This is a genomic window from Prauserella sediminis (genome assembly GCF_014195435.1).
Taxonomy (GTDB): Bacteria; Actinomycetota; Actinomycetes; order Mycobacteriales; family Pseudonocardiaceae; genus Prauserella; species Prauserella salsuginis.
In genome coordinates this window covers 2,927,058-2,950,431 of the sequence record NZ_JACIBS010000001.1, presented here as the reverse complement: position 1 = coordinate 2,950,431, position 23,374 = coordinate 2,927,058, and the positions used below count along the sequence as shown (strand labels likewise).

The 23,374-nt window shown below is 70.0% G+C and carries 24 protein-coding genes; 11 read left to right on the top strand and 13 right to left on the bottom strand.

The annotated features are described in order from the left end of the window. Positions 1–127: 127 nt before the first annotated feature. Both FB384_RS13430 and FB384_RS13425 read right to left on the bottom strand, forming a co-directional pair. Positions 128–565 carry a VOC family protein gene (locus tag FB384_RS13430; protein ID WP_183783159.1) on the bottom strand — a complete coding sequence of 146 codons (438 nt, stop codon included), beginning with the start codon at positions 563–565 and terminating at the stop codon, positions 128–130. Between the two features lies 1 nt (position 566). After that, a complete protein-coding gene (locus FB384_RS13425; RefSeq protein WP_183783157.1) occupies positions 567–1,169 on the bottom strand; it encodes a DinB family protein in 603 nt (200 codons plus the stop codon). A gap of 61 nt (positions 1,170–1,230) precedes the next feature. Between FB384_RS13425 and FB384_RS13420 the strand changes: the two genes are divergently transcribed. Both FB384_RS13420 and guaB1 read left to right on the top strand, forming a co-directional pair. Continuing rightward, on the top strand, positions 1,231–2,214 hold the full coding sequence (locus FB384_RS13420) for a helix-turn-helix transcriptional regulator (RefSeq protein ID WP_183783155.1): 984 nt from the start codon (positions 1,231–1,233) through the stop codon (positions 2,212–2,214). Positions 2,215–2,262: 48 nt separating this feature from the next. Further along, the gene (gene guaB1, locus FB384_RS13415) at positions 2,263–3,711 is read left to right on the top strand and encodes a GMP reductase (RefSeq protein WP_183783153.1); all 1,449 of its coding nucleotides are present in this window, start codon (positions 2,263–2,265) and stop codon (positions 3,709–3,711) included. A 157-nt stretch (positions 3,712–3,868) separates the two neighbouring features. Here the strand turns inward: guaB1 and FB384_RS13410 are convergent, their stop codons facing one another. Together FB384_RS13410 and FB384_RS13405 are read right to left on the bottom strand one after the other, a co-directional pair. After that, on the bottom strand, positions 3,869–5,263 hold the full coding sequence (locus FB384_RS13410; protein ID WP_183783151.1) for a PhoH family protein: 1,395 nt from the start codon (positions 5,261–5,263) through the stop codon (positions 3,869–3,871). Positions 5,264–5,846: 583 nt separating this feature from the next. Further along, positions 5,847–6,626, bottom strand: coding sequence for an isoprenyl transferase (locus tag FB384_RS13405; RefSeq protein ID WP_308216710.1), 780 nt, complete (start codon positions 6,624–6,626; stop codon positions 5,847–5,849). A 125-nt stretch (positions 6,627–6,751) separates the two neighbouring features. Here FB384_RS13405 and trhA point away from each other — a divergent pair, with 125 nt between their 5' ends. Further along, positions 6,752–7,435, top strand: coding sequence for a PAQR family membrane homeostasis protein TrhA (gene trhA, locus FB384_RS13400; RefSeq protein ID WP_183785485.1), 684 nt, complete (start codon positions 6,752–6,754; stop codon positions 7,433–7,435). Positions 7,436–7,564: 129 nt separating this feature from the next. Here the strand turns inward: trhA and FB384_RS13395 are convergent, their stop codons facing one another. Further along, a complete protein-coding gene (locus tag FB384_RS13395; RefSeq protein WP_183783147.1) occupies positions 7,565–8,125 on the bottom strand; it encodes a TetR/AcrR family transcriptional regulator in 561 nt (186 codons plus the stop codon). 83 nt (positions 8,126–8,208) lie between these two features. Here FB384_RS13395 and FB384_RS13390 point away from each other — a divergent pair, with 83 nt between their 5' ends. Further along, complete coding sequence (locus tag FB384_RS13390) at positions 8,209–8,658, top strand: anthrone oxygenase family protein (RefSeq protein ID WP_183783145.1); 450 nt, start codon at positions 8,209–8,211, stop codon at positions 8,656–8,658. 3 nt (positions 8,659–8,661) lie between these two features. Here FB384_RS13390 and FB384_RS13385 read toward each other — a convergent pair whose 3' ends face one another. Continuing rightward, the gene (locus FB384_RS13385) at positions 8,662–9,177 is read right to left on the bottom strand and encodes a hypothetical protein (RefSeq protein ID WP_183783143.1); all 516 of its coding nucleotides are present in this window, start codon (positions 9,175–9,177) and stop codon (positions 8,662–8,664) included. Between the two features lie 61 nt (positions 9,178–9,238). Here FB384_RS13385 and FB384_RS13380 point away from each other — a divergent pair, with 61 nt between their 5' ends. After that, positions 9,239–9,664, top strand: coding sequence for a hypothetical protein (locus FB384_RS13380; RefSeq protein WP_221212723.1), 426 nt, complete (start codon positions 9,239–9,241; stop codon positions 9,662–9,664). A gap of 28 nt (positions 9,665–9,692) precedes the next feature. Here FB384_RS13380 and FB384_RS13375 read toward each other — a convergent pair whose 3' ends face one another. Further along, on the bottom strand, positions 9,693–10,703 hold the full coding sequence (locus FB384_RS13375) for a 2Fe-2S iron-sulfur cluster-binding protein (RefSeq protein ID WP_183783139.1): 1,011 nt from the start codon (positions 10,701–10,703) through the stop codon (positions 9,693–9,695). 1 nt (position 10,704) lies between these two features. Beyond that, entirely contained in the window at positions 10,705–11,928 is a 1,224-nt protein-coding gene (locus tag FB384_RS13370; RefSeq protein WP_183783137.1) for a cytochrome P450, read from the bottom strand. A 214-nt stretch (positions 11,929–12,142) separates the two neighbouring features. Between FB384_RS13370 and FB384_RS13365 the strand changes: the two genes are divergently transcribed. After that, the gene (locus FB384_RS13365; protein WP_183783135.1) at positions 12,143–13,081 is read left to right on the top strand and encodes an AraC family transcriptional regulator; all 939 of its coding nucleotides are present in this window, start codon (positions 12,143–12,145) and stop codon (positions 13,079–13,081) included. A gap of 89 nt (positions 13,082–13,170) precedes the next feature. Next, positions 13,171–13,611, top strand: a complete 441-nt coding sequence (locus FB384_RS13360; protein WP_183783133.1) for a nucleotide triphosphate diphosphatase NUDT15 — start codon at positions 13,171–13,173, stop codon at positions 13,609–13,611. 92 nt (positions 13,612–13,703) lie between these two features. Here the strand turns inward: FB384_RS13360 and FB384_RS13355 are convergent, their stop codons facing one another. Beyond that, positions 13,704–14,159, bottom strand: a complete 456-nt coding sequence (locus tag FB384_RS13355) for a winged helix-turn-helix transcriptional regulator (protein WP_228726019.1) — start codon at positions 14,157–14,159, stop codon at positions 13,704–13,706. Between the two features lie 82 nt (positions 14,160–14,241). Here FB384_RS13355 and FB384_RS13350 point away from each other — a divergent pair, with 82 nt between their 5' ends. Further along, positions 14,242–15,423 carry an MFS transporter gene (locus tag FB384_RS13350; RefSeq protein WP_323985224.1) on the top strand — a complete coding sequence of 394 codons (1,182 nt, stop codon included), beginning with the start codon at positions 14,242–14,244 and terminating at the stop codon, positions 15,421–15,423. Positions 15,424–15,432: 9 nt separating this feature from the next. On the opposite strand, the gene FB384_RS13345 is transcribed toward FB384_RS13350, so the two are convergent. Together FB384_RS13345 and FB384_RS13340 are read right to left on the bottom strand one after the other, a co-directional pair. Next, positions 15,433–17,319 (bottom strand): acyl-CoA dehydrogenase family protein, encoded by a 1,887-nt coding sequence (locus tag FB384_RS13345; protein ID WP_183783131.1) that lies wholly within the window; start codon positions 17,317–17,319, stop codon positions 15,433–15,435. 171 nt (positions 17,320–17,490) lie between these two features. Further along, positions 17,491–19,518, bottom strand: a complete 2,028-nt coding sequence (locus FB384_RS13340; RefSeq protein WP_183783129.1) for a thioredoxin domain-containing protein — start codon at positions 19,516–19,518, stop codon at positions 17,491–17,493. 261 nt (positions 19,519–19,779) lie between these two features. Here FB384_RS13340 and FB384_RS13335 point away from each other — a divergent pair, with 261 nt between their 5' ends. Together FB384_RS13335 and FB384_RS13330 are read left to right on the top strand one after the other, a co-directional pair. After that, positions 19,780–20,499, top strand: coding sequence for a GNAT family N-acetyltransferase (locus tag FB384_RS13335; protein WP_183783127.1), 720 nt, complete (start codon positions 19,780–19,782; stop codon positions 20,497–20,499). A 172-nt stretch (positions 20,500–20,671) separates the two neighbouring features. Then, positions 20,672–21,301 carry a VOC family protein gene (locus tag FB384_RS13330; RefSeq protein ID WP_183783125.1) on the top strand — a complete coding sequence of 210 codons (630 nt, stop codon included), beginning with the start codon at positions 20,672–20,674 and terminating at the stop codon, positions 21,299–21,301. A gap of 24 nt (positions 21,302–21,325) precedes the next feature. Here the strand turns inward: FB384_RS13330 and FB384_RS26860 are convergent, their stop codons facing one another. Both FB384_RS26860 and mca read right to left on the bottom strand, forming a co-directional pair. Continuing rightward, complete coding sequence (locus FB384_RS26860; protein WP_372497770.1) at positions 21,326–21,661, bottom strand: hypothetical protein; 336 nt, start codon at positions 21,659–21,661, stop codon at positions 21,326–21,328. Then, positions 21,661–22,521 carry a mycothiol conjugate amidase Mca gene (mca, locus tag FB384_RS13320; protein WP_183785479.1) on the bottom strand — a complete coding sequence of 287 codons (861 nt, stop codon included), beginning with the start codon at positions 22,519–22,521 and terminating at the stop codon, positions 21,661–21,663. The genes FB384_RS26860 and mca overlap by 1 nt, the downstream gene beginning before the upstream one ends. A 388-nt stretch (positions 22,522–22,909) precedes the next feature. Between mca and FB384_RS26855 the strand changes: the two genes are divergently transcribed. Continuing rightward, positions 22,910–23,317 carry a DUF4307 domain-containing protein gene (locus FB384_RS26855; protein ID WP_372497776.1) on the top strand — a complete coding sequence of 136 codons (408 nt, stop codon included), beginning with the start codon at positions 22,910–22,912 and terminating at the stop codon, positions 23,315–23,317. Positions 23,318–23,374 lie beyond the last annotated feature (57 nt).

Below are 23,374 nucleotides of genomic sequence, written 5' to 3'. Positions count from 1 at the left end.
AGCAACCGGCCACAGTGGACACGGTCGACATGACTGCGGCCGGCTAATCCGGGGTATCGACCCACGAGACGGCCTGTTTCGCCCCTCGGGACACGCCCCTCGGGATACCGTCGCCGACGGTCACCCGTCAGTCCAAACAGAACTCGTTACCTTCGGGATCGGTCATCACGATCCACCCGGCGCCGAGCGGCGGGGCCGGCTCGAACCGTTCGAGCCGCTTCGCACCGAGCACGACGAGCCGCTCCGATTCCTGCTCGAGCGCGGCCATCCGCGGTTCCCCTTCGAGACCCGGCGCGGCGCGTACGTCGATGTGCAGCCGGTTCTTGCCCGCCTTCTCCTCCGGCACCCGTTGCAGGAAGATCCGCGGACCCTCGCCGTCCGGGTCGACGATCGCGTTCGCGTCGTTCCACCGCTCCTCCGGCACGCCCATCGCGGCGAGCGCCTCGTTCCACGTCGCATGCCCGCCCGGTGGATCCATCTGCCGGTAGCCGAGCACCTCCGCCCAGAACGTGCCGAGGGTTTCCGGGTCCGCGGCGTCGATGGTGATCTGCAGGTGTCGTGCCATGTCAGCGCTCCGTGTGCAGGTAGAGATCGCGCAGGAGCGCGACCTCGGCGAGGTGGTGGATGAGTTCCCGGTGGATGTGGAGGACGAGCCTGGCCATCGAGCTGCCGGCGAACGGGCCCTCGGCCGGACCGCACGGCTGCGCGAGCCCCTCGTCGCCCAATGCCTCGACCCCGCCGACCCACGTCGCGTACTCGGCGTCGAGCTGTGCCAGCGCACCCTCGGCCGTCTCGGCGTACTCGAACGCGGCGTAGTCGGTGGGAGTGCGGCCGAAGTGCGCCGCATTGCGCATGGCGAGGACGCCCACGATCACGTGCCCCAGCCGCCAGGCGATCGTCGTCACCGGCTCGGGTTCGGGCGGCGGAGCGGCGAAGTCGATGGTCATCGCACCGGAGCCACCCTGGATGGGTGCACTACTCGTGCCCCGCGGCCGGACGTTCCACGCGCCGGGAGCGGGCTCCCAGAAGTACTCGTCGTCGGTCAGCCCGCCCAGGCGCGGCCGGAGCTGGTTGTCCCAGTGCCACGTGATCTGATCCCGCAGCACGGCGTTCCACGTACCGGCTGCGTGCCGGATCGTGGGGTCGCTCGTGAATGTCGATTCGGTCATGACGCCAGTCTCGCGTGAAATGCGGACAGTTGCCGTCCGCAATGTGTGCCAGGATCCGGACATGACCGTCGAGGGGACCACCGAACGGGTATTGCGACTGCTGGAGCTGCTGCAACGCAGGCCCGTCTGGACCGCGAGCGAACTGGCCGCCGAACTCGACGTCACCAACCGCTCGGTGCGCCGCGACGTCGAACGCCTCCGTGCACTCGGCTATCCGGTGCAGGCCACGGCGGGTGTCGGCGGCGGGTACCAGCTCGGCGCGGGCACCCGCCTTCCACCGCTGTTGCTCGACGACGCCGAGGCGATCGCGACCGCCGTGTCCCTGCGGATCGCGTCCGGCGGCACGGTCGCGGGCACCGGCGAGGCCGCGCTGCGGGTGCTGGCCAAGCTCGACCAGGTGATGCCTCCCCGCCTGCGCAGCGAGGTCCGCGCCGTGCACACCGCGACCGACACGCTCGTCGCCCCCGGAGCCGAGGTCGACCCCGACATCCTGCTCACCCTCGCCAGGGCGTGCCGCGACACCGTCCGCGCCCGGTTCGGCTACACGACGATGCGCGGCGACGCCGGAACCCGCACGGTCGAACCCGTGCGCATGGTCGCCACGAGCCATCGCTGGTACCTCATGGCGTGGGACGTCGACCGGGACGACTGGCGCACGTTCCGCCTCGATCGCATGCACGACGTGGCCGCCACGACCTGGCGTTTCCACCCGCGTGAACATCCCGACCCCGTCGCCTACGTGCAGGAATCGGTGACGGCCTCGCCCTACCGCCACACCGCGCGCGTACGCGTCCATGCGAGCGCGGACCGGGTCGCCGCCTACGTGCCGCCACAGGCCGCCCGCGTCACCCCGGAGACCGGCGAGCAGCCCGGGACCGGTGAGCGCTGTCTGCTCGTCTCGGGAGGTGACGACCTCGACCTGATCGCCCTGCACCTCGCCCGGCTCCCGTTCGACAGCGAGATCCTCGGACCGCCCGAGCTGCGCGAGGCCGCCGACCGCCTGGCCCGCAGGCTGTCCGGCATGGCAACGGCACCGGGTGACTGAACAGGTACCACCCGCTTTCGGCCGCCGTGTCCAGTACGCTGGAGTCTCGTGCAGTTTCTCGATGGCCACGGGCCCGCTCACGACCTGACCTACGACGACGTGTTCCTCGCGCCGAACCGCTCGGCGGTGGAGTCCCGTTTCGACGTCGACCTCTCGACGGCGGACGGCACCGGCACGTCGATCCCGCTCGTCGTCGCCAACATGACCGCGGTCGCAGGCCGCCGCATGGCCGAGACGGTCGCCAGGCGCGGCGGCCTCGTCGTGCTGCCGCAGGACGTCGACCCGGCCGCCGTCGCCGACATCACGTCCTGGGTGAAGAGCCGCCACGCCGTGTGGGACACACCGCTCGTGCTCACCCCCGGTGACGCCGTGGCCGACGCGCTCAACCTGGTCGGCAAACGCGCCCACGGCGCGGTCGCGATCGTCGATTCCGACGGCAAGCCCGTCGGAATCGTCGACGAGCAGGCGTGCACCGGCGTCGACCGCTTCGCCCGCCTGGGCGAGATCATCGACGAGAACGTGCTGACGTGCCCGATGGACACGCCTCCTCGCGAGGTGTTCGAACGCGTCCAGGAACACGGTGGACGGCTCGCACTGGGCGTCGACGACGAGGGCAGGCTCGCAGGCGTGCTCACGCAGGTCGCGGCACTGCGGGCGGGCATCTACACGCCCGCGACCGACGACGCGGGCCAGCTGCGCATCGCGGCAGCCATCGGCGTGAACGGCGACGTCCCCGCCAAGGCGGAAGCCCTGCTGAAGGCGGGTGTCGACGTGCTCGTCGTCGACACGGCGCACGGCCACCAGGAGAAGATGATCGCCGCGCTGAAGGCCGTCCGGTCGGTGCTGCCTGCCGGATCGACGGTGCCGATCGTCGCGGGCAACGTCGTCACGGCTCAGGGCACGCGCGACCTCATCGAGGCGGGCGCCGACGTCGTCAAGGTCGGTGTCGGGCCGGGCGCGATGTGCACCACGCGCATGGCGACCGGGGTCGGACGGCCGCAGTTCTCCGCGGTGCGCGAGTGCGCGGAGGCGGCACGGGCGCTCGGCAAGCACGTGTGGGCCGACGGCGGCGTACGGCACCCGCGCGACGTCGCGCTGGCGCTCGCGGCAGGCGCGTCGGCGGCGATGGTCGGCTCGTGGTTCGCCGGCACGTACGAATCCCCCGGCGACCTGCGCTACGACGAGCAAGGAAGGCCGTACAAGGAGTCGTTCGGCATGGCTTCGAAACGTGCGGTGAGCGCGCGTACGCGGACCGACAACGGCTACGAGCGTGCCCGCAAGAGCCTGTTCGAGGAGGGCATCTCGTCGTCGCGGATGGCCCTGGACCCCACGCGGCCCGGCGTCGAGGACCTCATCGACTCGGTGACGGCCGGTGTGCGGTCGGCGTGCACCTACGCGGGCGCGACGAGCCTGGAGCAGTTCCACGAGCGCGCCGTCGTCGGCGTCCAGTCCGCGGCGGGCTTCGCCGAGGGCCGCCCCCTACCCGGCGGCTGGTGACGTGAAGTGACGTGCCCCCAAGGGCACTTTGGTTTCGTTGAACGCGACCAATCTTCCCCTCGCACCCCGCGGCCACGGTGCTGGAAGCGAGGGGAAGAAAAGTCGCACTGAGTGCAACCATGGTGCCCTTGGGGGCGTGAGAACGGGCGGGCGTGGGTCAGCCGTGATACTCGAGCATCTCCGTCACCAGGGCGGCGATGGGTGAGCGTTCCGAGCGCGTCATCGTGACGTGCGCGAACAGCGGGTGGCCCTTCAGCTTCTCGATCACCGCCGAGACGCCGTCGTGCCTACCGACCCGCAGGTTGTCACGCTGCGCGACGTCGTGGGTGAGCACCACCCGCGATGCCGACCCGAGCCGCGACAGCACCGTGAGCAGCACGTTCCGCTCCAGCGACTGCGCCTCGTCGACGATCACGTACGAGTCGTGCAGCGACCGCCCGCGGATGTGGGTCAGCGGCAGCACCTCGAGCATGCCGCGGTCCAGCACCTCGTCCACGACTTCCTGGCTGACCAGCGCGCCGAGTGTGTCGAACACCGCCTGTGCCCAGGGCTGCATCTTCTCGTTCTCGGACCCGGGCAGATAACCGAGGTCCTGACCACCGACCGCATACACCGGCCGGAACACGACGACCTTGCGGTGCATCCCGCGTTCCAGCACCGCTTCGAGTCCGGCGCACAGCGCGAGCGCCGACTTGCCGGTACCGGCACGGCCGCCGAGCGAGACGATGCCGACCTCCGGGTCGAGCAGCAGGTCGAGCGCAATCCGCTGTTCGGCGGAGCGGCCGTGCAGCCCGAACGCCTCGCGGTCGCCGCGTACGAGCTTGACCTGCTTGTCCTGCGTCACCCTGCCCAGTGCACTGGACGTGCCGGCCAGCAGCCGCAGGCCGGTGTGACAGGGCAGTTCGGCCGCGTCGGGCACACCGAAGTCGGCGAGGTCGGCCGAGCCCTTCGAGAACATCTGGTCGATGGCCTCCTGGGGCACGTCGAGGTCCGCGGTGCCGGTCCAGCCGGACGGCGTGACCTCCTCGGCGCGGTACTCGTCGGCGTCCAGCCCCACGGAACCGGCCTTGACCCGCAACGGGATGTCCTTGGTGATCAGTGTGACGCCACCGTCGCGCTCGTTCGACAGGTTGAGCGAGCACGCGAGGATGCGGTGGTCGTTGGCCTCGGTGCGGAACCCTGGCGGCAGCACCGTCGGGTCCGAGTGGTTCAGCTCGACGTGCAGGGTGCCGCCCTGCTCGCCGATCGGCACCGGGGCGTCGAGCCTGCCGTGCTTGCGTCGCAGGTCGTCGAGCAGCCGGAGGGCCTCGCGCGCGAACCAGCCCAGCTCGGGGTGGTGCCGCTTACCTTCGAGTTCGTTGATCACCACGATCGGCAGGACCACCGGATGCTCGGCGAACCTCGTCATCGCCCACGGGTCGGACAGCAGCACCGACGTGTCGAGCACGAAGGTCCGGGGCTGACCTGGGGATCCTGCGGCGTCGGGGTCGAAGCCCGAGGCGCCGGTGGTAGCGGGGCCGGAGGCATCTTGGGGCGAACGCTGCGCAGTCACGACGGCATCTCCCTCAGGGGCGTTGGCACCACGCCCGCACTCGCTGGGCCGGGCACTGCCCTGGCTGGTCGCTGATCCGACGCCGGAAGCGTCAGGTCACACGGCCACGAGGGCCCGGTGCCGGCCCCCTCGTGTGCTTGAACGGCTTCGCCGTCCGCTGTGTCACTGCCACGACCAGGGCCTCCCGCGACGAACCACATCGGTTCGTGGTCCGTCACCCGCGAAACTACCGCCGACCGTCAATAAACGCAGGCATCCAGCCAGGTGATTCACCGATTTGTCATGTCGCCGCCGGACACGGGACACACGTGCCCCGTGACTCGCCACCGAAAGTCACGAAACCCGGGCACCGGCACTGCTTTCTTCACCGGGAAAGACCAACGGTTTAGCGCCCGATACAAAGCCCGCGCGGCAATGGCGGATCGCCATACCAGGAACCATCACCGACAGGCAAGATCAGTACCCCGAGACGGTGATCAACAAGCGTGTAGCACTCACCATATCCGCAGGTCAATACCTGCACCGGGCGGGATTTCGCGCGCCATCGGCCGGGGTCGGCGCCCACCGAGAACCCGCGACGCGCTCAGCCACCGTACCGACGATTCCGCACGGCATAGTCACGCAACGCACGAAGAAAGTCGACACGCCGAAAAGCCGGCCAGTAAGCCTCGGTAAACCAGAATTCGGAGTGCGCCGATTGCCACAGCAGAAAACCGGACAAGCGCTGTTCTCCGGACGTCCGAATGATGAGGTCGGGGTCCGGCTGCCCCGAAGTATACAAATGTTCGGAGATATGGTCGACATCCAGAATCTTGGCCAGCTCGCGGATGGACGTGCCCTCGTCGGCGTGCTGCCGGAGCAGCTTGCGCACGGCGTGGGCGATCTCCTGTCTGCCGCCGTAGCCGACGGCGACGTTGACGACCATGCCCTTGCGGCCGTCGGTGCGCTGCGCGGCGGCCGTGAGGCGGGTCGCGACGTCGGCGGGCAGCAGGTCCTGCGCGCCGACGATGGACAGCTGCCACGGGTTACCGGGCGCGGCCAGCTCGTCGACGACGTCCGGGATGATCTGCAGCAGCGCCTGCACCTCTTCGTTCGCACGATTGCGTACGTTGTCGGTCGAGAGCAGGAACAGCGTCACGACCTCGACGTTCGCCTCGCTGCACCAGCCGAGGAAGTCGGCGATCCGCTTGGCACCGACGCGGTGACCGCCGTTGACGTCGGTGAAGCCCGCCTCTCTGGCCCACCGGCGGTTGCCGTCGAGGATGATGCCGATGTGCTGGGGATGCTTCCCGCCGGACTGCTGCTGCAACCGCCACGAGTACAGGCGGTACACGACCTTGGAGGCGAACGACCGAAGACTCACGTCCAGGCAGCGTACGCCTGCCCGCGTGGGCATGGTGCGAGCTCGTCATCACTTCCGAACGTGACGTTCACACCTCACGGGTGCACCCGGCACCCACGCGCCCCTAACCTGGCTGTGTGAGCACTCTGAGCGGCGAGCACCCGGCGAAGCACGAGCGTCCGGAGAAATCCGTCGACAACCGGCCGCGGTTGCGGGGCCACCTGCACTTCTGGAGTTTCTTCGGTGCCGTCGCCGCGGGCGCCACACTCATCGCCCTCGCCGCGTCGACGGTGTCGGGACTGGCCGCGCTGGCGACGTCGATCTACGGCACGACGGTGCTCGGCCTGTTCGGCGTCAGCGCGCTGTATCACCGGCACATCTGGAGCCCGCGCGCCTATCAGTGGATGAAGCGCGCCGACCACTCGATGATCTTCCTGTTCATCGCCGGCACCTACACGCCGTTCACGCTGCTGGCGATGTCGCAGCCCACGGGCTACATCGTGCTCACGGTCGTCTGGACGGGCGCGATCGCGGGCGTGGCACTGAAGATGCTGTGGCCGACGGCACCGCGCTGGTTCGGCGTGCCGATCTACGTGGCACTCGGCTGGGTGGCGGTGTTCGTGCTGCCCGAACTGGCCACCAACGGCGGTGTGGCCGCGCTGGTGCTGCTGCTCGTCGGCGGTGGGCTGTACACGCTCGGCTCGGTGTTCTACGCGACGCACTGGCCGAACTACTGGCCGAAGACCTTCGGGTATCACGAGTTCTTCCACGCCTGCACCGTCCTGGCCGCGATCTGCCACTACATCGCCATCTGGCTCTCGATGTACTGACAGAGCCGGACCGGGTCACGCGGCCTGCCTCGACACCGACCCTCTCGGATCGGGCCGTAACGCCACGGGTGCGACCCGAGCAGTCGACAGGACGCCGCTCACCCGCTCGCGTATGCGCAGGAACGCCCGTCACCGGCAGTAGCGTGCGGCGAGCTCGACGACGCGGTCGTCGCGATGCTCCGCGCGCAGCCGTCCGGCTCGCTCCAGCAGGCTGAGGCCGTGCATTGCCGCCCACAGGAGCTCGGTCACGGTGCCGTCGCCGTCGTCGCCGATCGCGTCGGCGAGCGCGGCGAATCCCTCGCGCAGTTCCGACTCCGCGTCCTCCTGCGCGAACCGTGCATCGAGCGGCAACTGGAACATCGCCTCGTACAGGGCCGGGTGGGAGGCTGCGAAGTCCAGGTAGGCGACGGCCACCGCTTCGACGGCCCTGCGGCCGCGGTTCCCGCCCACGGCGGCACGGCACGTCTGCGCCAGTTCGACGAACCCTTCCAGTGCGACGGCGCGCATGATCTCGGTCTTGCCACCCGGAAAGTGCCCGTAGAGCACCGGCTGGGTGTAGCCGATCGAATCGGCCAGGTGACGCGTCGTCACGGCATCCCATCCGTCGGCGTCGGCCCTGGCGCGGGCGGCGTCCAGAATCCGCCGGCGTCGTTCCTCGGTACGACGCCGGCGCGCCGCGGTTTGGGCCATCTCTCCTCCTTGCCGTCCACGGCAGCCCACATTAGTCTAGCGGTGCTAGGTTTTCTAGCATCGCTAGACCGAGGGATTTGCCCATGACTCCGGTACTCGCCGTCGTCACCGCGACCGTGGTCGGCCTGATGGTCGGCGTGGAACTCGCCGTCGCACTCGTCGTCAACCCGATCCTGCTCCGACTGCCGGTGGGAGCCTCACTCGAAGGTCGTGCGGACGGGGCACGCATACTCGGCCGCGCCATGCCCGTCTGGTATGCGGCCTCACTCGCGCTCACGGCAGCCCTCACGGCCGTCACGTGGGGGACGGCTCCGGCCGCCCCGGCCGGTGTCGCGGTAGCGCTGCTGATGATCAGCGTGGTCATGTCGGTCGTGTTGCTCGTGCCGATCAACAACAGATCGGCGACGTGGACGGCCGACCACCATCCGCCGGACTGGCGTGAACAGCACCGGCGCTGGGACCGCCTGCACTACGTCCGTGTCGCGATCATCGTCGGCGCCTTCGTGCTCGTGCTGGCCGCCACAGCGGTGTGACCACTAACCCGTGCGGAGGAACGGGGTGAGCGCTTCCTCCAGCTTGTCGATGGCCCCCGATGCGGTGCGCTGATCGATGATGCCCTCCAGCGCGTGGGCGGTGACGTCGAGCCGCCCGGGATGCCACACGAGCTGCACCACGGCGGAGTTCATGCCCATCGCACCCGCGCCGACCATCCCGACGAGGACGAGCGGCGATGCGACGTCCCGCCGCGGCAAGGCAGCCTCGTCGAGCAGCGGTGCCGCGACGTCTCGTGCTCGCGCCACGGCGTCGTCGGTGCAGGGCACGGCGAGACTACGGCTCAGTCCGGTGACTCGGGTGAACAGACGCGCACCGAGGCGTCCGCCCGTTCTGCCGCCGGAGGCGCCGCCCCGAGACCCCGGTACGCCGCCGCCCGCCGCCCCTCCGATCGCACCACCGGCCGCGCCGACCTCGCCGTTGCGCTCGACCAGGAGGTCGCGCACGTGGTCGTGGGCGAGCACCGGCGACGGGTGATCCTTCTCGCCACGTTTGCGCATGCCGGGATCCTCGCACGGAAATCGGCCGCATCCGCCCGCCTGCCACGGAACAATCACCCGTGTGACAGCGACAGGTTCCAGCATGTCCCGCAACACCCCCGCGCGGCGGGCGGTCCGCGCAGCGGTCGTGATCTGTGCCGGGGCCGTCCTGGTGGCGGCGGTGATCGGGGCCGGCCGGGCCGTGTCCTTGCGGGAGGACGTCCTGCACCGCAGTTCCTCGGCCGGCGCCGGCGTGACATACCCGTATCAGGGGACACGGCACGCCGCCGATCTCCTTCTCGTGGAGGTCACGCGCATCGTCGGAACCTCGTACGAACTCCGCCTCGGCCCCGGCGCGGACACGTACCACTACCCGGTCGAACTGCACTTCGGCGGCGCCGAACCACGCGTCCGGCATGTCCGGTGGGATCCCGACGGAGTTGCCGTCGACTTCGCCGACGGCAACTCCGTCCATGTCGCCGCGGACAACTTCCGCAGCACTCGGTGATCACCACACGACGACCGCCCGACACCGGCTACCCGTCGGCCGGGGTGAACTTCTCCCGGTGGATGTTCCGGGGCGCCATCCGCCTGCGTTTGAACGACTTCACCCCGGCCTCCACCATCGCCGGCGGGCCGCACAGCCAGCCCGTCCAGCCACGTGCCGTGGAGACGTCCTCGACGAACGCATCGGTCGGGAACCCCTCGCGGTAACCGTCGACCGGCTCGTGCGACAGGACCGGGACGAACCGGAAGTTCGGGTACTGCCCTGCCAGTTCGGTCAGCCGCTCGCCGTCGTACAGCTCCTCCTCGCCACGAACGCCGTGGTACAGCACGACTTCCCGCTCCGGGTGCCTGCGCAGCGCCGTCCGCACGATGCCGACCAGCGGTGCCAGGCCGGTGCCGCCGCCGATGAGGACCATCGGCCCGCCGTCGTCCTCGGACTCCGGCGGCAGGTGGAAATCGCCCAACGGGCCGGAAATGTCCACCTCGTCGCCCTCGGCCAGGCCGTCGAACAGCCAGCCGTGCGTGGCCACCCCGCCGGGCACGAGCTTGACGTGCAGTTCGAGCACCTTGTCCTCGTCGGCCGTGTTGGCCAGCGAGTACTGCCTGCGCTCGCCCGAACCCGGCACGACCAACTCGACGTACTGGCCCGCGTCGAACGTCAACGGCTCGTTCAACCCGAGCAGGATCCGCCGCGTGTCGCGGGCGATATCGGAGACCTCCCGCACCGTGGCGACCATGTCCCGCAACGGATTCGCCGTCCGCGCCGCACTCGTGCCCTGTGGGCGCAGTTCGACGTCGCCGCGCGGCCGCGCCTGACAGGCGAGCGCCATTCCCGCACAGCGCTCCTCGTCGGACAGTGTCTCCACCGGCGACGAGCCGTGGTCGACCTCGCCGGCGACGACGTGCAGCTTGCACGTACCGCATGTGCCCTGGTTGCACGAGTTCGGCATCCACACACCCGCCCGCAGGCAGGCGTCCAGCAGCGCCTGGTCCTCATCGCACTCGACGCTGCGCCCGCCGACGGTGACCGCGAACGTCATGTCAGACCTCCCACGTCACGTGCAGGCTCATCGGCCCGCGGAAACCCCAGCCCCAGAACTCGACGCCTTCGCCGGTGTCGCGCTCCAGGTTCGGAATCGCCTCGAACAGCTCCTCCAGGGCGATCCGCATGGTGTGGTTGGCGAAGTAGATGCCGGCGCACGCGTGGTTGCCCGCGCCGAACGCGAGGTGCGGAAGCGGCGGGCGGTGCAGGTCGTAGGTGGTCGGCGCCTCGTAGCGACCGGTGTCGTGGTTGGCCGAGCCGTACGACATCATCACCGCCGTACCCTCCGGCAGGTCGACACCGGCGACCGTCACCGGCTTGGTCGAGATCCTCGCCGTGGCCGACCAGATCGGCGACGTCCAGCGCACCCCCTCGGCGATCGCGCGCGGCACCAGCGTCGGATCGTCCACGACCTCCTCGAGCTGCTCCGGCCTGCTGAACAGGCCCACGAGCGTCGACGCCATGCCGTGGCCCGGCTCCTGCATCGCGCCGAGCAGGTACACGTAGATCGTCGGGTAGATGTACTCGCGATCCCGGGTCTGCCCCGGCGGCATGCCGTCGTGCAGCCAGTGCGAGATGGCGCTGTCGTCGGGGCGGGCGATCCACTTGTCGATCAGCGGGTCGACGATCGACCGGATCTCGGCCTTGGCCTCGTCACCCTCGACGAAGCCCTCCGGGTTGGCGAACTCGCCGTCTTCGGTCATCGCCGCGTTCGTGAAGGATCGGCTCAGCTTGGCGAACCATTCGCGCAGCTTGTCCGACTCGACGTCCTGCAGCCCCAGCAGGTCGCCGAGGGAACGCACACTGACCGGCTCGCAGAACTGCGCGACCAGCTCGGCCTGCCCGTCGGCCTCGAACTGTTCCAGGTAGCGACGCGCGATGGGCCGCACCAGATCCTCGATCCACCGGTCCACCTCGGCGGGCTGCAACGCGGGTTCGATCATCGTGCGCAGGTCGGCGTGCACGTCACCGTTGACACCGATGACAGCCGGGTGGCCGAAGGTGCGGCCGCCCGCGGGCGTGATGACCGCCTCGAAGTCGGGGCTCGTCGCGATCTCGCGGCAGACCTCCTCGGTCGAGGCCACGTACGAGCCCAGCACGGGCACATATGCCAGAGGCGCCTCGGCACGCAACCGCTCGTAGGTGGCGTACGGATTGCGTTCCAGATCGGCCATCGTGACCTCGTCGAGCCAGGACAGGTCGGGCCGTTCGGTCGTCGTCATCAGGGCGTCTCCTCCCACGTCGTTGTCCGGGATGAGCACGGAAGGTAGGGCCGCCCGCACGTCCCCGGCGACACGGTTCGCGCGCCCACGACACCGATCGCGCGAGTAGCACGGATTTCTCGGCGCGCGGCCGCCGAGTCGAAGACGTCGCCTGCTGTCGAGCCGCGGGAACATCGCTGGTCGGTGATCTGTGCCTCGGGTACGGTCTATGGCTATGCGCGCACGACGTGGTCGCGCACCGCACGACTGGGACCAGGCGTCCCGGGAGGTGGCGGACGCGTATTTTCCCCACGAGCTCCGGCCGCTGGGTGGTGGCCGCGAGCCTCGGTTGACGCTGCACACGCTCGACCTCGGCCCGGTACTGGTCGGACATGTCGGCTGGGGCGCGGACGTCGGTATCGAGTGCGACTACCCCGGCGCCTACGAGGTGAACCTGCCGCTCACCGGCCATCTGGAGAGCCGCGGCAGGCACGGCCCGGTGTCGTCCGTTCCCGGCCAGGGGACCGTCTTCCGTGCGGACACGCCGTCGCTGATCAGCCACTGGGACGCCACGTGCACCGTGCTGGGCGTCAAGTTCGACAGCGCCTGGCTCGACCGCGAATCCGAACGGGTGCTCGGCACCGACAGGGCGGGACTGCGCGCGGAGCTGCCCGACCAGCTGCAGGTCGACGCGGGCCGCGCGCACGCCTGGCGGCAGGTCGTCGACAGCCTCGCAGCGCATCTGCAGAGTCCCGAACTGTTCGCCGACGTCGCACCGGTTCGCCAGCAGCTCGCCGGGGCGGTCGCCGCGGGGTTCCTGCTCGCGAGCTGTCCGGACTCTGGGGCGGGTGCTCCGGCACGCCCACGCGCGATCCGCAAGCTGCTCGACCAGTTGCACGACGACCCCGGCCGCGCGTGGACGGCGGGCGAGATGGCCGCCATCGCGGGCACGACCGTGCGACGGTTGCAGGAGGGGTTCCGCCGCTGGGTCGGGACCACGCCCACGGAGTACCTGACGGACGTCCGCCTGCGGCGCGCGCACGCCGAACTGGTCGGCCCTGCGACGCCGACGGTCAGCGACGTCGCCGCACGTTGGGGATTCTCCAGCGCCAGCCGCTTCGCCGCGGCGTATCGCAAGCGGTACGGCAGGCCGCCGTCACAGGCGCGGGACTGACGCGACGACACGTAGACTGCGGCCGGAGACCGCCCGGACGTTCGAGGAGAGCCGTTGACCGACGTCGATTCCGCCACCTGGCTGCGTTGATGGCGAGCGGGAACGGCACCGTCGGCGTCGGCGTCGTGGTGCGAGACGCCGACGAACGCGTGCTGCTCGGGCTCCGGGACAAGGCGGGCGAACCGACCGTCTGGTGCCTGCCCGGCGGCGCGGTCGACCCCGGCGAGAGCTTCGAAAGCGCCGCCGCACGCGAACTCGCCGAGGAAACCGGCCTGATCGCGGGATCGGTGCAGGTCACCCACCTCGTGCTCTCGCCCGCACCGAGCGTCACGGCCACCGCCGTGGCCGTCGCCCGCGACGTCCACGGTGAACCGCAGGTACTCGAACCGCAGGTGTTCCGCAGCTGGCAGTGGTTCCCCGACGACGACCTGCCCGACGCGCTCTTCCCCGCGACCCGGCTCGCACTCGACGCCCTGGGCACAGGATCGGCTCCGGACGCGGCCGCCTCCTACCGCCTCGAGCACGTCTAGTCGTTGCGGGGCAGGAGATCGTCGGCGGTGGCAGTGCCGGACGAGCCGCCTCGCCGGTGCCGTGACTCCGCTGGAAGCGGTGCTCCGAGCGTTCAATCCTCCCGCACAACGGTCGTCGTATCGACGGTCGCGGTGGAGCCGCGGGAGTCGGTCGGGCGTAGCTCGGCAAGCGGCAGCCCGCTCTCGCCGACGAGAACGGAGTGGGACTCGCCCGGGCCGAACGCATGTCGCTCGCCCCACTGGCGCATCGCCACGATGACGGCGAAGAGGTCACGGCCGGCGTCGGTGAGCACGTAGAGCTGCCGGCGTCCCGAAGGAGCCGGCTGCCGGTCGAGGACGCCGCGCTCGAGCAGGCGCCGGAGCCGGTCGCTGAGGATGTTGCGTGCGATTCCGGTGCGGTGCTGAAAGTCGCTGAACGATCGTGCGCCGTCCATCGCGTCGCGCACGATCAGCAGGATCCACCGGTCTCCGACCAGATCGAGCGTGCGCGCGACCGGACACGACGCGTCCGTCCAGTCCATGTCGACGAAACGAGCGGCGTGAGCCATCACTACTCCTGATGAGTTGCTGATTGAAACCATTCTGCCCTACGGTGCGATCAGTTGCATTTTGCTACCAACTGGAGGTTCCGTGAGTCTCACATTCGGCCGGAGGATGCTGCTCGCAACCATCTGCGCCGTCGCCGTTGCGACGATCTACGTCGCGCAACCCGTACTCGTTCAGCTCGGCCACGACCTCGGAGTACCGGCAGCCGACCTCGGATGGATCGTGGCGACGGGACAGGTCGGCTACCTGGTCGGCCTTGTCTTGCTCGTACCGCTGGGCGACATGCTCGATCGGCGCAAGCTCATCGCCGGCCAGCTACTCCTTGCCGCAGCGGGCATGACGGTGGCGGCGGCCGCGAGCCGGCCCTGGTTCCTCCTAGCCGGACTTGCCATGACAGGCCTGTTCGCGGTCGTCGTGCAGACCACCGTCGCGTACGCCGCCGATCTCGCAGCCGTCACCGACCGGGGCCGCACGATCGGAGTCGTTACCTCCGGTGTCATCATCGGCATTCTCGGAGCCCGCGTGTTCGCGGGAGGCCTCGCTGCACTCTGGGGATGGCGCAGCAGCTACATCGCACTCGCCGCGCTCCTCGTCGGGCTCACCGTCCTCGTCCTGAAGCTGCTGCCTGCGGAACAACGCTCCGTTCACGGGACGTACGGCGAGGTGCTGCGCTCACTCGGCGCCTTGTTCCGCGAGCGGCTGTTCATCTCACGCGGGCTGATCACGTTCTTCCTGTTCGCCTCCTTCGGCGCGCTCTGGAGCGGACTCGCGCTGCCCCTCGCAGGGCAGCCGTGGCGGCTGACCACGGCGCAGATCGGCCTCTTCGGAATCGCCGGACTCGCGGGGGCTCTCGGAGCCGCACGAGCAGGACGATGGGCCGACGCCGGTCGCGCCAACGTCGTCACGGGCAGTGCGCTGGCACTCCTGGCGGTGTCGTGGTTGGCGTCCGGACAGGCGACCTGGTCGCTCTGGCTGGTCGTCGTGGGCGTCGTCCTGCTCGACTTCGCGGTCCAGGCGGTGCACGTCAGCAACCAGCACGTACTCACCGACGCGTATGCGCACCGGACGAGCAGCGCCATCGGCGGCTACATGCTGTTCTATTCGCTCGGCTCCGCACTCGGAGCAACCGCGACCACCACGCTGTACGCCGTCGCGGGATGGACGGGATCCGCCGTTCTCGGTGGAACGTTCGCCCTCTGCGGATTCCTCGTCTGGACCGTCAGCCGGCGCGCAACCACACGGGTACGACAAGACGCCCCCGTGTGAGACCTGCCGCTACCCCGCGATGATCGGCGCGGCCAGGAACTGTTCCGGGACGGCGAACGCGTCGACGAGTTCGCGGGCCCGCGGGCGCAACTCGCCGCAGAGCTCGTTCACCGCCGCCACGACGGCCTTCGCCCGCTGGGCCGTGAACCGGCCGTGCTCGAGGAACCACGCCCGGTCGGCCTCGATGTTGGCCAGCGCGTAGAGGTCGCACACGCGCTCGAGCAACGCCTTGGCGTCCGGGTCGGCGCACCGGTCGATCGCGCCGACGAACGCCTCCAGCACGATCCGGTCCACGTGCACGCGACCCGCCCGCAGCACGTGGTCCTGCGCGCTGTTGAACACCTCGAAACTGTTGTCACGGCCCACTTTCCGCAACCGCTTCACGAGACTGTCGAGCACGTGCTCCTCGCGGTCCTCGAACGCAGCGATCTGCCAGGCGCGGTCGAACAACGAGTCCTCGTCGTCCCGGCGCGGGCTCGCATCCATGATCCGTTCGATCACCTTGCGCGCCGAGGTCCGTTCGATCACGGTGTCGACGACCTGCTCCGCCACGAACCGCGCGGTCTCGAGTGGGCTGAGGTCCTGCACCTCCTGCTTGTAGCTCGTGAGCAGACCCTTCGCCACGAGCTGCAACAGCACCGTGTTGTCGCCCTCGAACGTGGTGAACACGTCGGTGTCGGCCTTGAGCTGCGGCAGTATGTTCTCGGCGAGGTAGCCCGCCCCGCCGCACGCCTCCCGCGCGGCCTGGATCGTCGACGTCGCATGCCACGTCGCGACCGCCTTCACACCCGCGGCGTGCGATTCGAGCTCCCGGCGAGCTCGTTCGTCGGGCTCCTCGGTGCGCTGCAGCTCGTCGAGAGTGGCGACGAGTTCTTCCTGCGCGAAGTGCAGCGCGTACGTCGTCGCCAACGCGGGCAGGAGTTTGCGCTGGTGGCCGAGATAGTCGAGCACGACTACCTCGTCGTCGGTGCCGGGGCGTTCGAACTGCGTGCGCCGATCGCCGTACCGCACCGCGATCGTCAACGCCCGTTTCGTCGCGCTGCCCGCGCTGCCCGCAACGCTGACCCGGCCGCGCACGAGCGTGCCGAGCATGGTGAAGAACCGTTTGCCGTCGCTCTCGATCGGGCTGGCGTACGTGCCGTCAGGGGCGACGTCGCCGTAGCGGTTCAGCAGCGCCGTCCGCGGCACGCGCACCTCGTCGAACGTCAGCCGTCCGTTGTCGACGCCGTTGAGCCCGGCCTTGTGCCCACAGTCCTCGATCGTCACACCCGGCATCGCGACACCCGCGTCGTCACGGATCGGCACCAGGAAGGCGTGCACCCCACGGCTCTCGCCACCCGTGACGAGCTGGGCGAACACCGCAGCCATCCGCCCGTCCCTCGCAGCGTTGCCGATGTACTCCTTGCGCGCCGAGGAGTCCGGCGTGTGGATCACGAACTCCTCGGCGGCCGGGTCGTACGTGGCCGTGGTGCGCAGGTTCTGCACGTCCGAACCGTGGCCGTACTCCGTCATCGCGAAGCACCCCGGCAACTCCAGGTCCATGATCGACCGGAGGTACTTCTCGTGGTGCTCCGTCGTGCCCAGCAGTTCCACCGCGCCGCCGAACAGCCCCCACTGCACGCCGGCCTTGACCATCAGCGACAGGTCGCCGAACCCGAGCATCTCGAACGCGACGATCGTCCCGCCGATGTCGCCCTTACCGCCGTAGGCGACGGGAAAGCCCAGATGCGGCCTGCCCGTCGCGGCGAGTTCGTGCAGCTGCCCGAGCACCTGCGCGCGGTGCTCCTCGCGGTCGAGGCCGTAGGCATCGGGCTGGGCCGTACCGGCCACCTGCGCACGCACGTCACGGCGGATACCCGCCCACCGGCCGTCGAGGACGTCTGTCAGGGAGTTCATGCCGCCAGCGTGCCGGACGGGCCGGGCGAGCGCACTGTGACACGCTCCGCGCCCCGGCAGGCTTCACCCTGCCGCGCGGCACCACAGTGGACACTCGGCCGACCGGCGGCGGCGCCCGGTGACACGGGTGTCGCCGCACCGGACTCGGCTTGTCGAGCTCCGGCCCCGGAGTCAGCGGGCGAGCGCACGCACCAGGTCTTCGCGGTCGGTCACCGGCCGGTCGCACACGTACCCGTGGCACACGTACGCAGCGGGTTCGCCGTCGACCAGCGGCCGGTCGGCCAACAACGGCACCCCGCCCGCGTCGAGTTCCCCACCCGACTCGGGTTCGCCCGCCACGACGACCGCGCCGCCCGGCACGCGTTCCGACGCCGTCGCCAGCAGCTCCGAACGCGAGGACTCCGTCTCCCCGACCACGGCGACCTGCACCGGCCCTGCCAACAGCGACTCCGCCACCGCCGCCCAGTTGCCCGCGAACCGCGGCACCTGCATGACCAGCGCACCCGCCCGCGCGACGGCCTGTTCGCAGATCGACCGGTACCGGCTCGCCCGGTCCGGCCCCGCCAGCACCGACGCCGTCAACAAGGCGCTCGCCAACGCGGACGCGCCCGACGGGCTCGCATTGTCCGTCGGGTCGGCAGGCCTGCTGAACAGCTCCTCCGCGTCGTCGGCCGTGTCGTGGAACGCCCCCGGCGCCTCGGCGGCGAACCGGTCGACCGCCTCATCGAGCAGTCGCAGTGCCTCGGTCAGCCACGCGGCCTCGCCGGTCGCCTGATGCAGTGCGAGGAGTCCGTCCGCGGTGCACGCGTAGTCCTCCAGCACGCCGGCGGCATCGCCGACCTCGCCGTCACGGGAACTGCGCCGCAGCCGCCCGTCGACGTCGTGGACGTCCAGCACCAACCGAGCCGCCTCGCTCGCGGCCTCGACCCACTCCGGCCGGGCCAGCGCCACACCCGCCTCGGCCAGCGCCGCGATCGTCAGCCCGTTCCACGCGGCAATCACCTTGTCGTCCCTCGCAGGCTGCGGTCGCCGGTCCCGCGCCGCCAGCAACGTCTCGCGCACGCGCCGCCAGCGTTCGGTGTCGTCCGGGTCGGCGGGCAACTGCAGCGTCGAGGTGCCGTGCTCGAACGTGCCTTCCTCCGTGACGGCGAAGACCTCCGCGGCCCACGCTCCGTCGTCGTCGCCGAGGACCTCGACGAGCTGCTGCGGCGTCCACACGTACGTGAGCCCTTCGACACCGTCGGTGTCGGCGTCGAGTGATGCGGCGAAACCGCCCTGTTCGGTGCGCAGGTCCCGCAGCAGGAACTCGGCCGTCTCGATGGCGATACGGCGAGCGCCCTCATGGCCGGTGCGGCGCGCCATGTGCGTGTACGCCCGCAACAGCAACGCGTTGTCGTACAGCATCTTCTCGAAGTGCGGTACGACCCAACGGCCGTCGACCGAGTACCGCGAGAACCCACCGGCGAGTTGGTCGTAGATACCGCCGCGCGCCATCCCCTCGGCCGTCAGTTCCACAATGGACAACGCGGCTGGGTTGGCGGTGCGCTCGTAGTGGCGGATCAGGAACTCCAGCACCATCGACGGCGGGAACTTCGGCGCCCCACCGAAGCCGCCGTAACCGGGGTCGGTCTCCTGCCGCAGCTTTCCGACGGCACCGGTGAGCGCCTCGTCGTCGAGCGTCTGCTGGCGCAACGGGCCCGACTGCTCCACGACGTGGTCCACGACCTTGCCCGCGCCCTCCACGAGCTCGTCCCGTCGCTCCGACCACGCCTTCGCCACCGCGTCGAGCACCTGGCTGAATGCGGGCATGCCGTGCACCGGCCGGGGCGGGAAATAGGTGCCGCAGTGGAACGGCTTGCCCTCCGGGGTGAGGAAACACGTCATCGGCCAGCCGCCCTGGCCGGTCATCGCCTGCGTGGCGGACATGTAGACGGCGTCGAGGTCCGGACGTTCCTCGCGGTCGACCTTGATGTTCACGAAGTGCTCGTTCATCACCGCGGCGATGTCGTCGTCCTCGAACGACTCGTGCGCCATGACGTGGCACCAGTGGCAGGCCGCGTAGCCGATCGACAGCAGGATCGGCACGTCGCGTTCGGCCGCCTCGGCCAGGGCCTCAGGGCACCAGGGCCACCAGTCGACCGGGTTGTCGGCGTGCTGGAGCAGGTACGGGCTCGTCGAGTTCGCAAGGCGATTGGCCATACCGAGAGTCTCCCCTGTCACCGCGCGCCACGCACGTGTGCCCGCCGCCGCGGACGTACCCGGTCCGAGCCGCTCGGTCACACGCTGCGCTCCGAGGCCGCACACCCGTCTCGGAGCGGGATCCGGTCGCGGCTCGGCGGCGCGAGGCCGACGGACACCACATCGTGCGACGATGGCGCTCCCCCGCAGGCACTCGCCGTCCTGCCGCCGATCCTCTCGGTTCCATGGTCAACATCGACGTGCCCGGCTAGCGTGAGCGCCATGTCGAGTACCGAATCCGAGGATCACGCCTTGCTCCGACAGTCGGTGGCCGGCCTGGGCGAAGCCCTCGCGGCGCTGGGCCGCTACGGCTCGGATGCCACCGAGATCCGCAGGGCGAATGCGCTCGGCGCCGTAGTGCCCTGGGCCGACAACCACCATTGGATCGACGCCGCAGCCGTCCCGGTCGGAACGACAACTCCGTCCACCGGCGAGCAGCTCCCGCACTGCCTGTGGACGAGCTCCGGCGCGCCGGACGGTCGTCGCGAGCAACCCGAGGTGGCGATGCCTGCCATGGCACGGGAGCTGCCGGAGCCGGAGACCGGTTCCGAGCGGAACGAAGCCGGCACCGTGGGCGCTGCCGAGTTCGGCGAGATCGGCGCACTCAACGATCTGGCTTACCGGCAGCAGGCGTTGGGGCCGCTCCTGGCCGCATTCCCGCCGGAGGTGGGACACGGTTACGGCATCCGCGACCACTCCGGCCGACTCGTCAGCGCAGCAGTCGCCCTCGACGTCGGTTCCGATACCTCGGTGCAGTGGGTGGTCACTCATCCCGATCACCGGCGCCAGGGCTTGAGCGCCCGGCTGTTGCAGGTCCTCCTCGCCGAGGCGCGAGGGCGCGGGCAGCGGACAGCCACCCTGCAGTCCAGTCCGGACGGGTTCTCGCTCTACCAACGTCTCGGCTTCCGCACGGTCGGCACTCTGCGCGCCTACGTGAACTGATCATCTTCTGCCTGCGACGGCCGGCCACCGAAGCCCGTTGACCGCGCGATCGGTCATGGACAGCCTCGGCGACAGCACGATGCGGTCCTTCACGACCGCGGCCGCGCCGCTGCCGACAGCGACGAGAACATTCCGGTTGCACCGGACCAATCGGACGTTCACGATCCTCGATATGCGCCCGGCCGGAGAGTTCTGCTGGATGGACATCAAGACGCCCGACCTCGACGCGACGGGGCGGGAACTGGATGCCGTGCTGGGCTGGGAATGCGTCGTCGACCCGGAGGACCAACGGGACCCCGCGACGGCGCGGAAAGCCCGGTTCGAGGGCCACTGGATGGCGGGACTGAGCAGTCTCCACAGCGGGGCCTATCCGCCGGGGACCGAACCCCACGTGAGCTACTACGTGGCGGTCGACGACGCCGTCCACGCACACGATGCCGCCGTCGACGAGGGCGCCACCTCGGTCATTCCGCCGTCGCCGATCGCGGGCCTCGGCGTACTCGCCACCGTCGTCGATCCGTTCGGCGCGACCGTCTCACTGTGGCAGCCCGGCACGTTCGCAGGCTGGACACATCCGGCGATCCCTGGTGCGCCGCGACGCATGGTGCACACGTCGATCACCCCGACCGCCGCGGCCGGCTTCTACCGCGACCGCCTCGGACTTCCCCTGACGGGCGCCGTGTTCAGCACCCGGACCGGCGAACCGCCGGCGTGGACGGCCGTCATCCAGGTCGCCGACCGGCCTGCCACGGCGTTCGCGCCCCTACGGCTGCCGTCCGGGCACGTCTTCCTGTTCGCCTGACGACCGCGGCCGCGCCTGCGGACGTCAGGACTCGTCGGGCTTGGCCTTGTCGCCGGGCCCGGCCGACACCGTCTCGGCCTCACCCGCGGCATCGCCGTCACCGCCGACTTCCCCGGAGCCGTCCTCGTCGGCGCCCTCCCCGGCGTCATTTCCGGAGTCGTCGAAGTTCGCGGGCACCCGCTTGAGGTGCTTGGTCATCGACCGCACCAGGAAGACGACCGCGATCAGGAACACGAGCATCAGCAACAGCCCGACCGGGGAGGACTTGCCGAAGTCCTGCCCCTGCCCGCCGGTGTCCTGCTGCTGCGTCAGCACCTCGGTCGCCGTCATCGCCGGTCCGGTCATCGCCGCAGGCAACATCAGGGATTCACCTTCTCTCGCACACCCGCGAACAGATCGTCCTCCGGAACGGTGCTGTCGACAAGCGAGCGGGCCAGCTCGTACTCCTCTGTCGGCCACAGTTCGCGCTGGGTCTCGAGCGGAACGGCGAACCACCGGCTCGTCGGATCGATCTGCGTCGCGTGTGCGCGCAGCGCGTCGTCACGCTGCTCGAAGCACTCGGAGCACGGCACCTGCGTGGTCACCCGCTCCATGATGTCCGGCTTGTCCGGGTCCCACCGCTCGAGCCACTCGGCCCACGGCGATTCCTGCCCCGCCTCGAGCAGCGCCTCGTGGAACGCGGTGATGCGGGCACGGGAGAAACCGTGCACGTAGTAGACCTTCAGCGCCTGCCACGGCTCGCCCGCGTCCGGGAACCGGTCCGGATCCGCGGCGGCGTCGAACGCGGCCATCGACACCTCGTGCGTGCGGATGTGGTCCGGGTGCGGGTAGCCGCCGTTCTCGTCGTAGGTGACCACGACGTGCGGGCGGAACTCGCGCATGACCCGCACGAGCGCCTCGGTCGGCTCGTCCAACGGCACCCTGGCGAAGCAGCCTTCAGGGAGCGGCGGCAGCGGGTCACCCTCCGGCAGGCCCGAGTCGACGAAGCCGAGCCAGCGGTGCTGCACTCCGAGGATCTTCGCCGCGGTGGCCATCTCCTCGCGACGGATCTCGTCCATGTGCTCGTGCACCTCGGGGCGGTCCATCGCCGGGTTGAGCACGTCACCGGCCTCGCCACCCGTGCAGGTCACGACCATCACCTCGGCGCCCTCGGCGACGTACCGGGCCATGGTGGCCGCGCCCTTGCTCGACTCGTCGTCGGGATGGGCGTGCACGGCCATGAGCCGCAACCCCTTGCTCGCCTCCGCCTGCCCGGTGTCGACCGATCCAGTTCCGTTCGATCCAGTCATGACCGACCAGACCCCTCTCACACCTGTGCTGTATCCGCTGCTGTCCACTGCGGGGCCGACGTCCCGCCGCCGGCCCGCTTCCCGCGCCCCACTGCGCGGCCTCACCGGCGGGCCGAGACCGGCCTGCCGACCCCGAACCCGCGCGCGGCGGGCCTCCCCGGATACTCATAACGCCGGGGATGACATCCATCTTCCTGGTAGCCACGACAGTCCCGACCGGGAGGCCTCCGTTTTGCCCGAGGAGCCCACGTCCGACGACGCCGCCCGAGACACGACGGCGGGCGACGCGACGCCGCCGGACGCCCAGCACACGCGGGACGTGCTGGCCGACCGGTACGGCGCGGCGCGGAAGCCGAACCGACGCCGGCGGCGGTGGCAGGTGTGGACGTTCACGGCGATCGCGCTGGTCGCGAGCAGTATCGCCGCCTATGTCGGTTATCAGAACCTGGCCGGCGCGCCCATCGAAGCGCAGCGCGTGACCTACGAGGAGCGGCCGGGCAACGCCGTGGAGATCACCATCGACGTCTCCCGCAACGACCCCGACCAGAAAGGGGTGTGCATCGTACGCGCGCGCAACCAGTCCGGCCAGGAAAGTGGACGGAAAGAGATACTGGTCGCACCTGGCCTGGAACGCGTCTCCACGGTGATCCAGAGCATCGGCCGACCCGTCACGGCGGACGTGTACGGCTGCAGCTACGATATCCCGCGATATCTGTCAAGCCCCTAGCGGCCAACGGAGTGAAACGCTCGCCGAGTGCCCGCCGGTAATTGTGCTGAGCGGCAT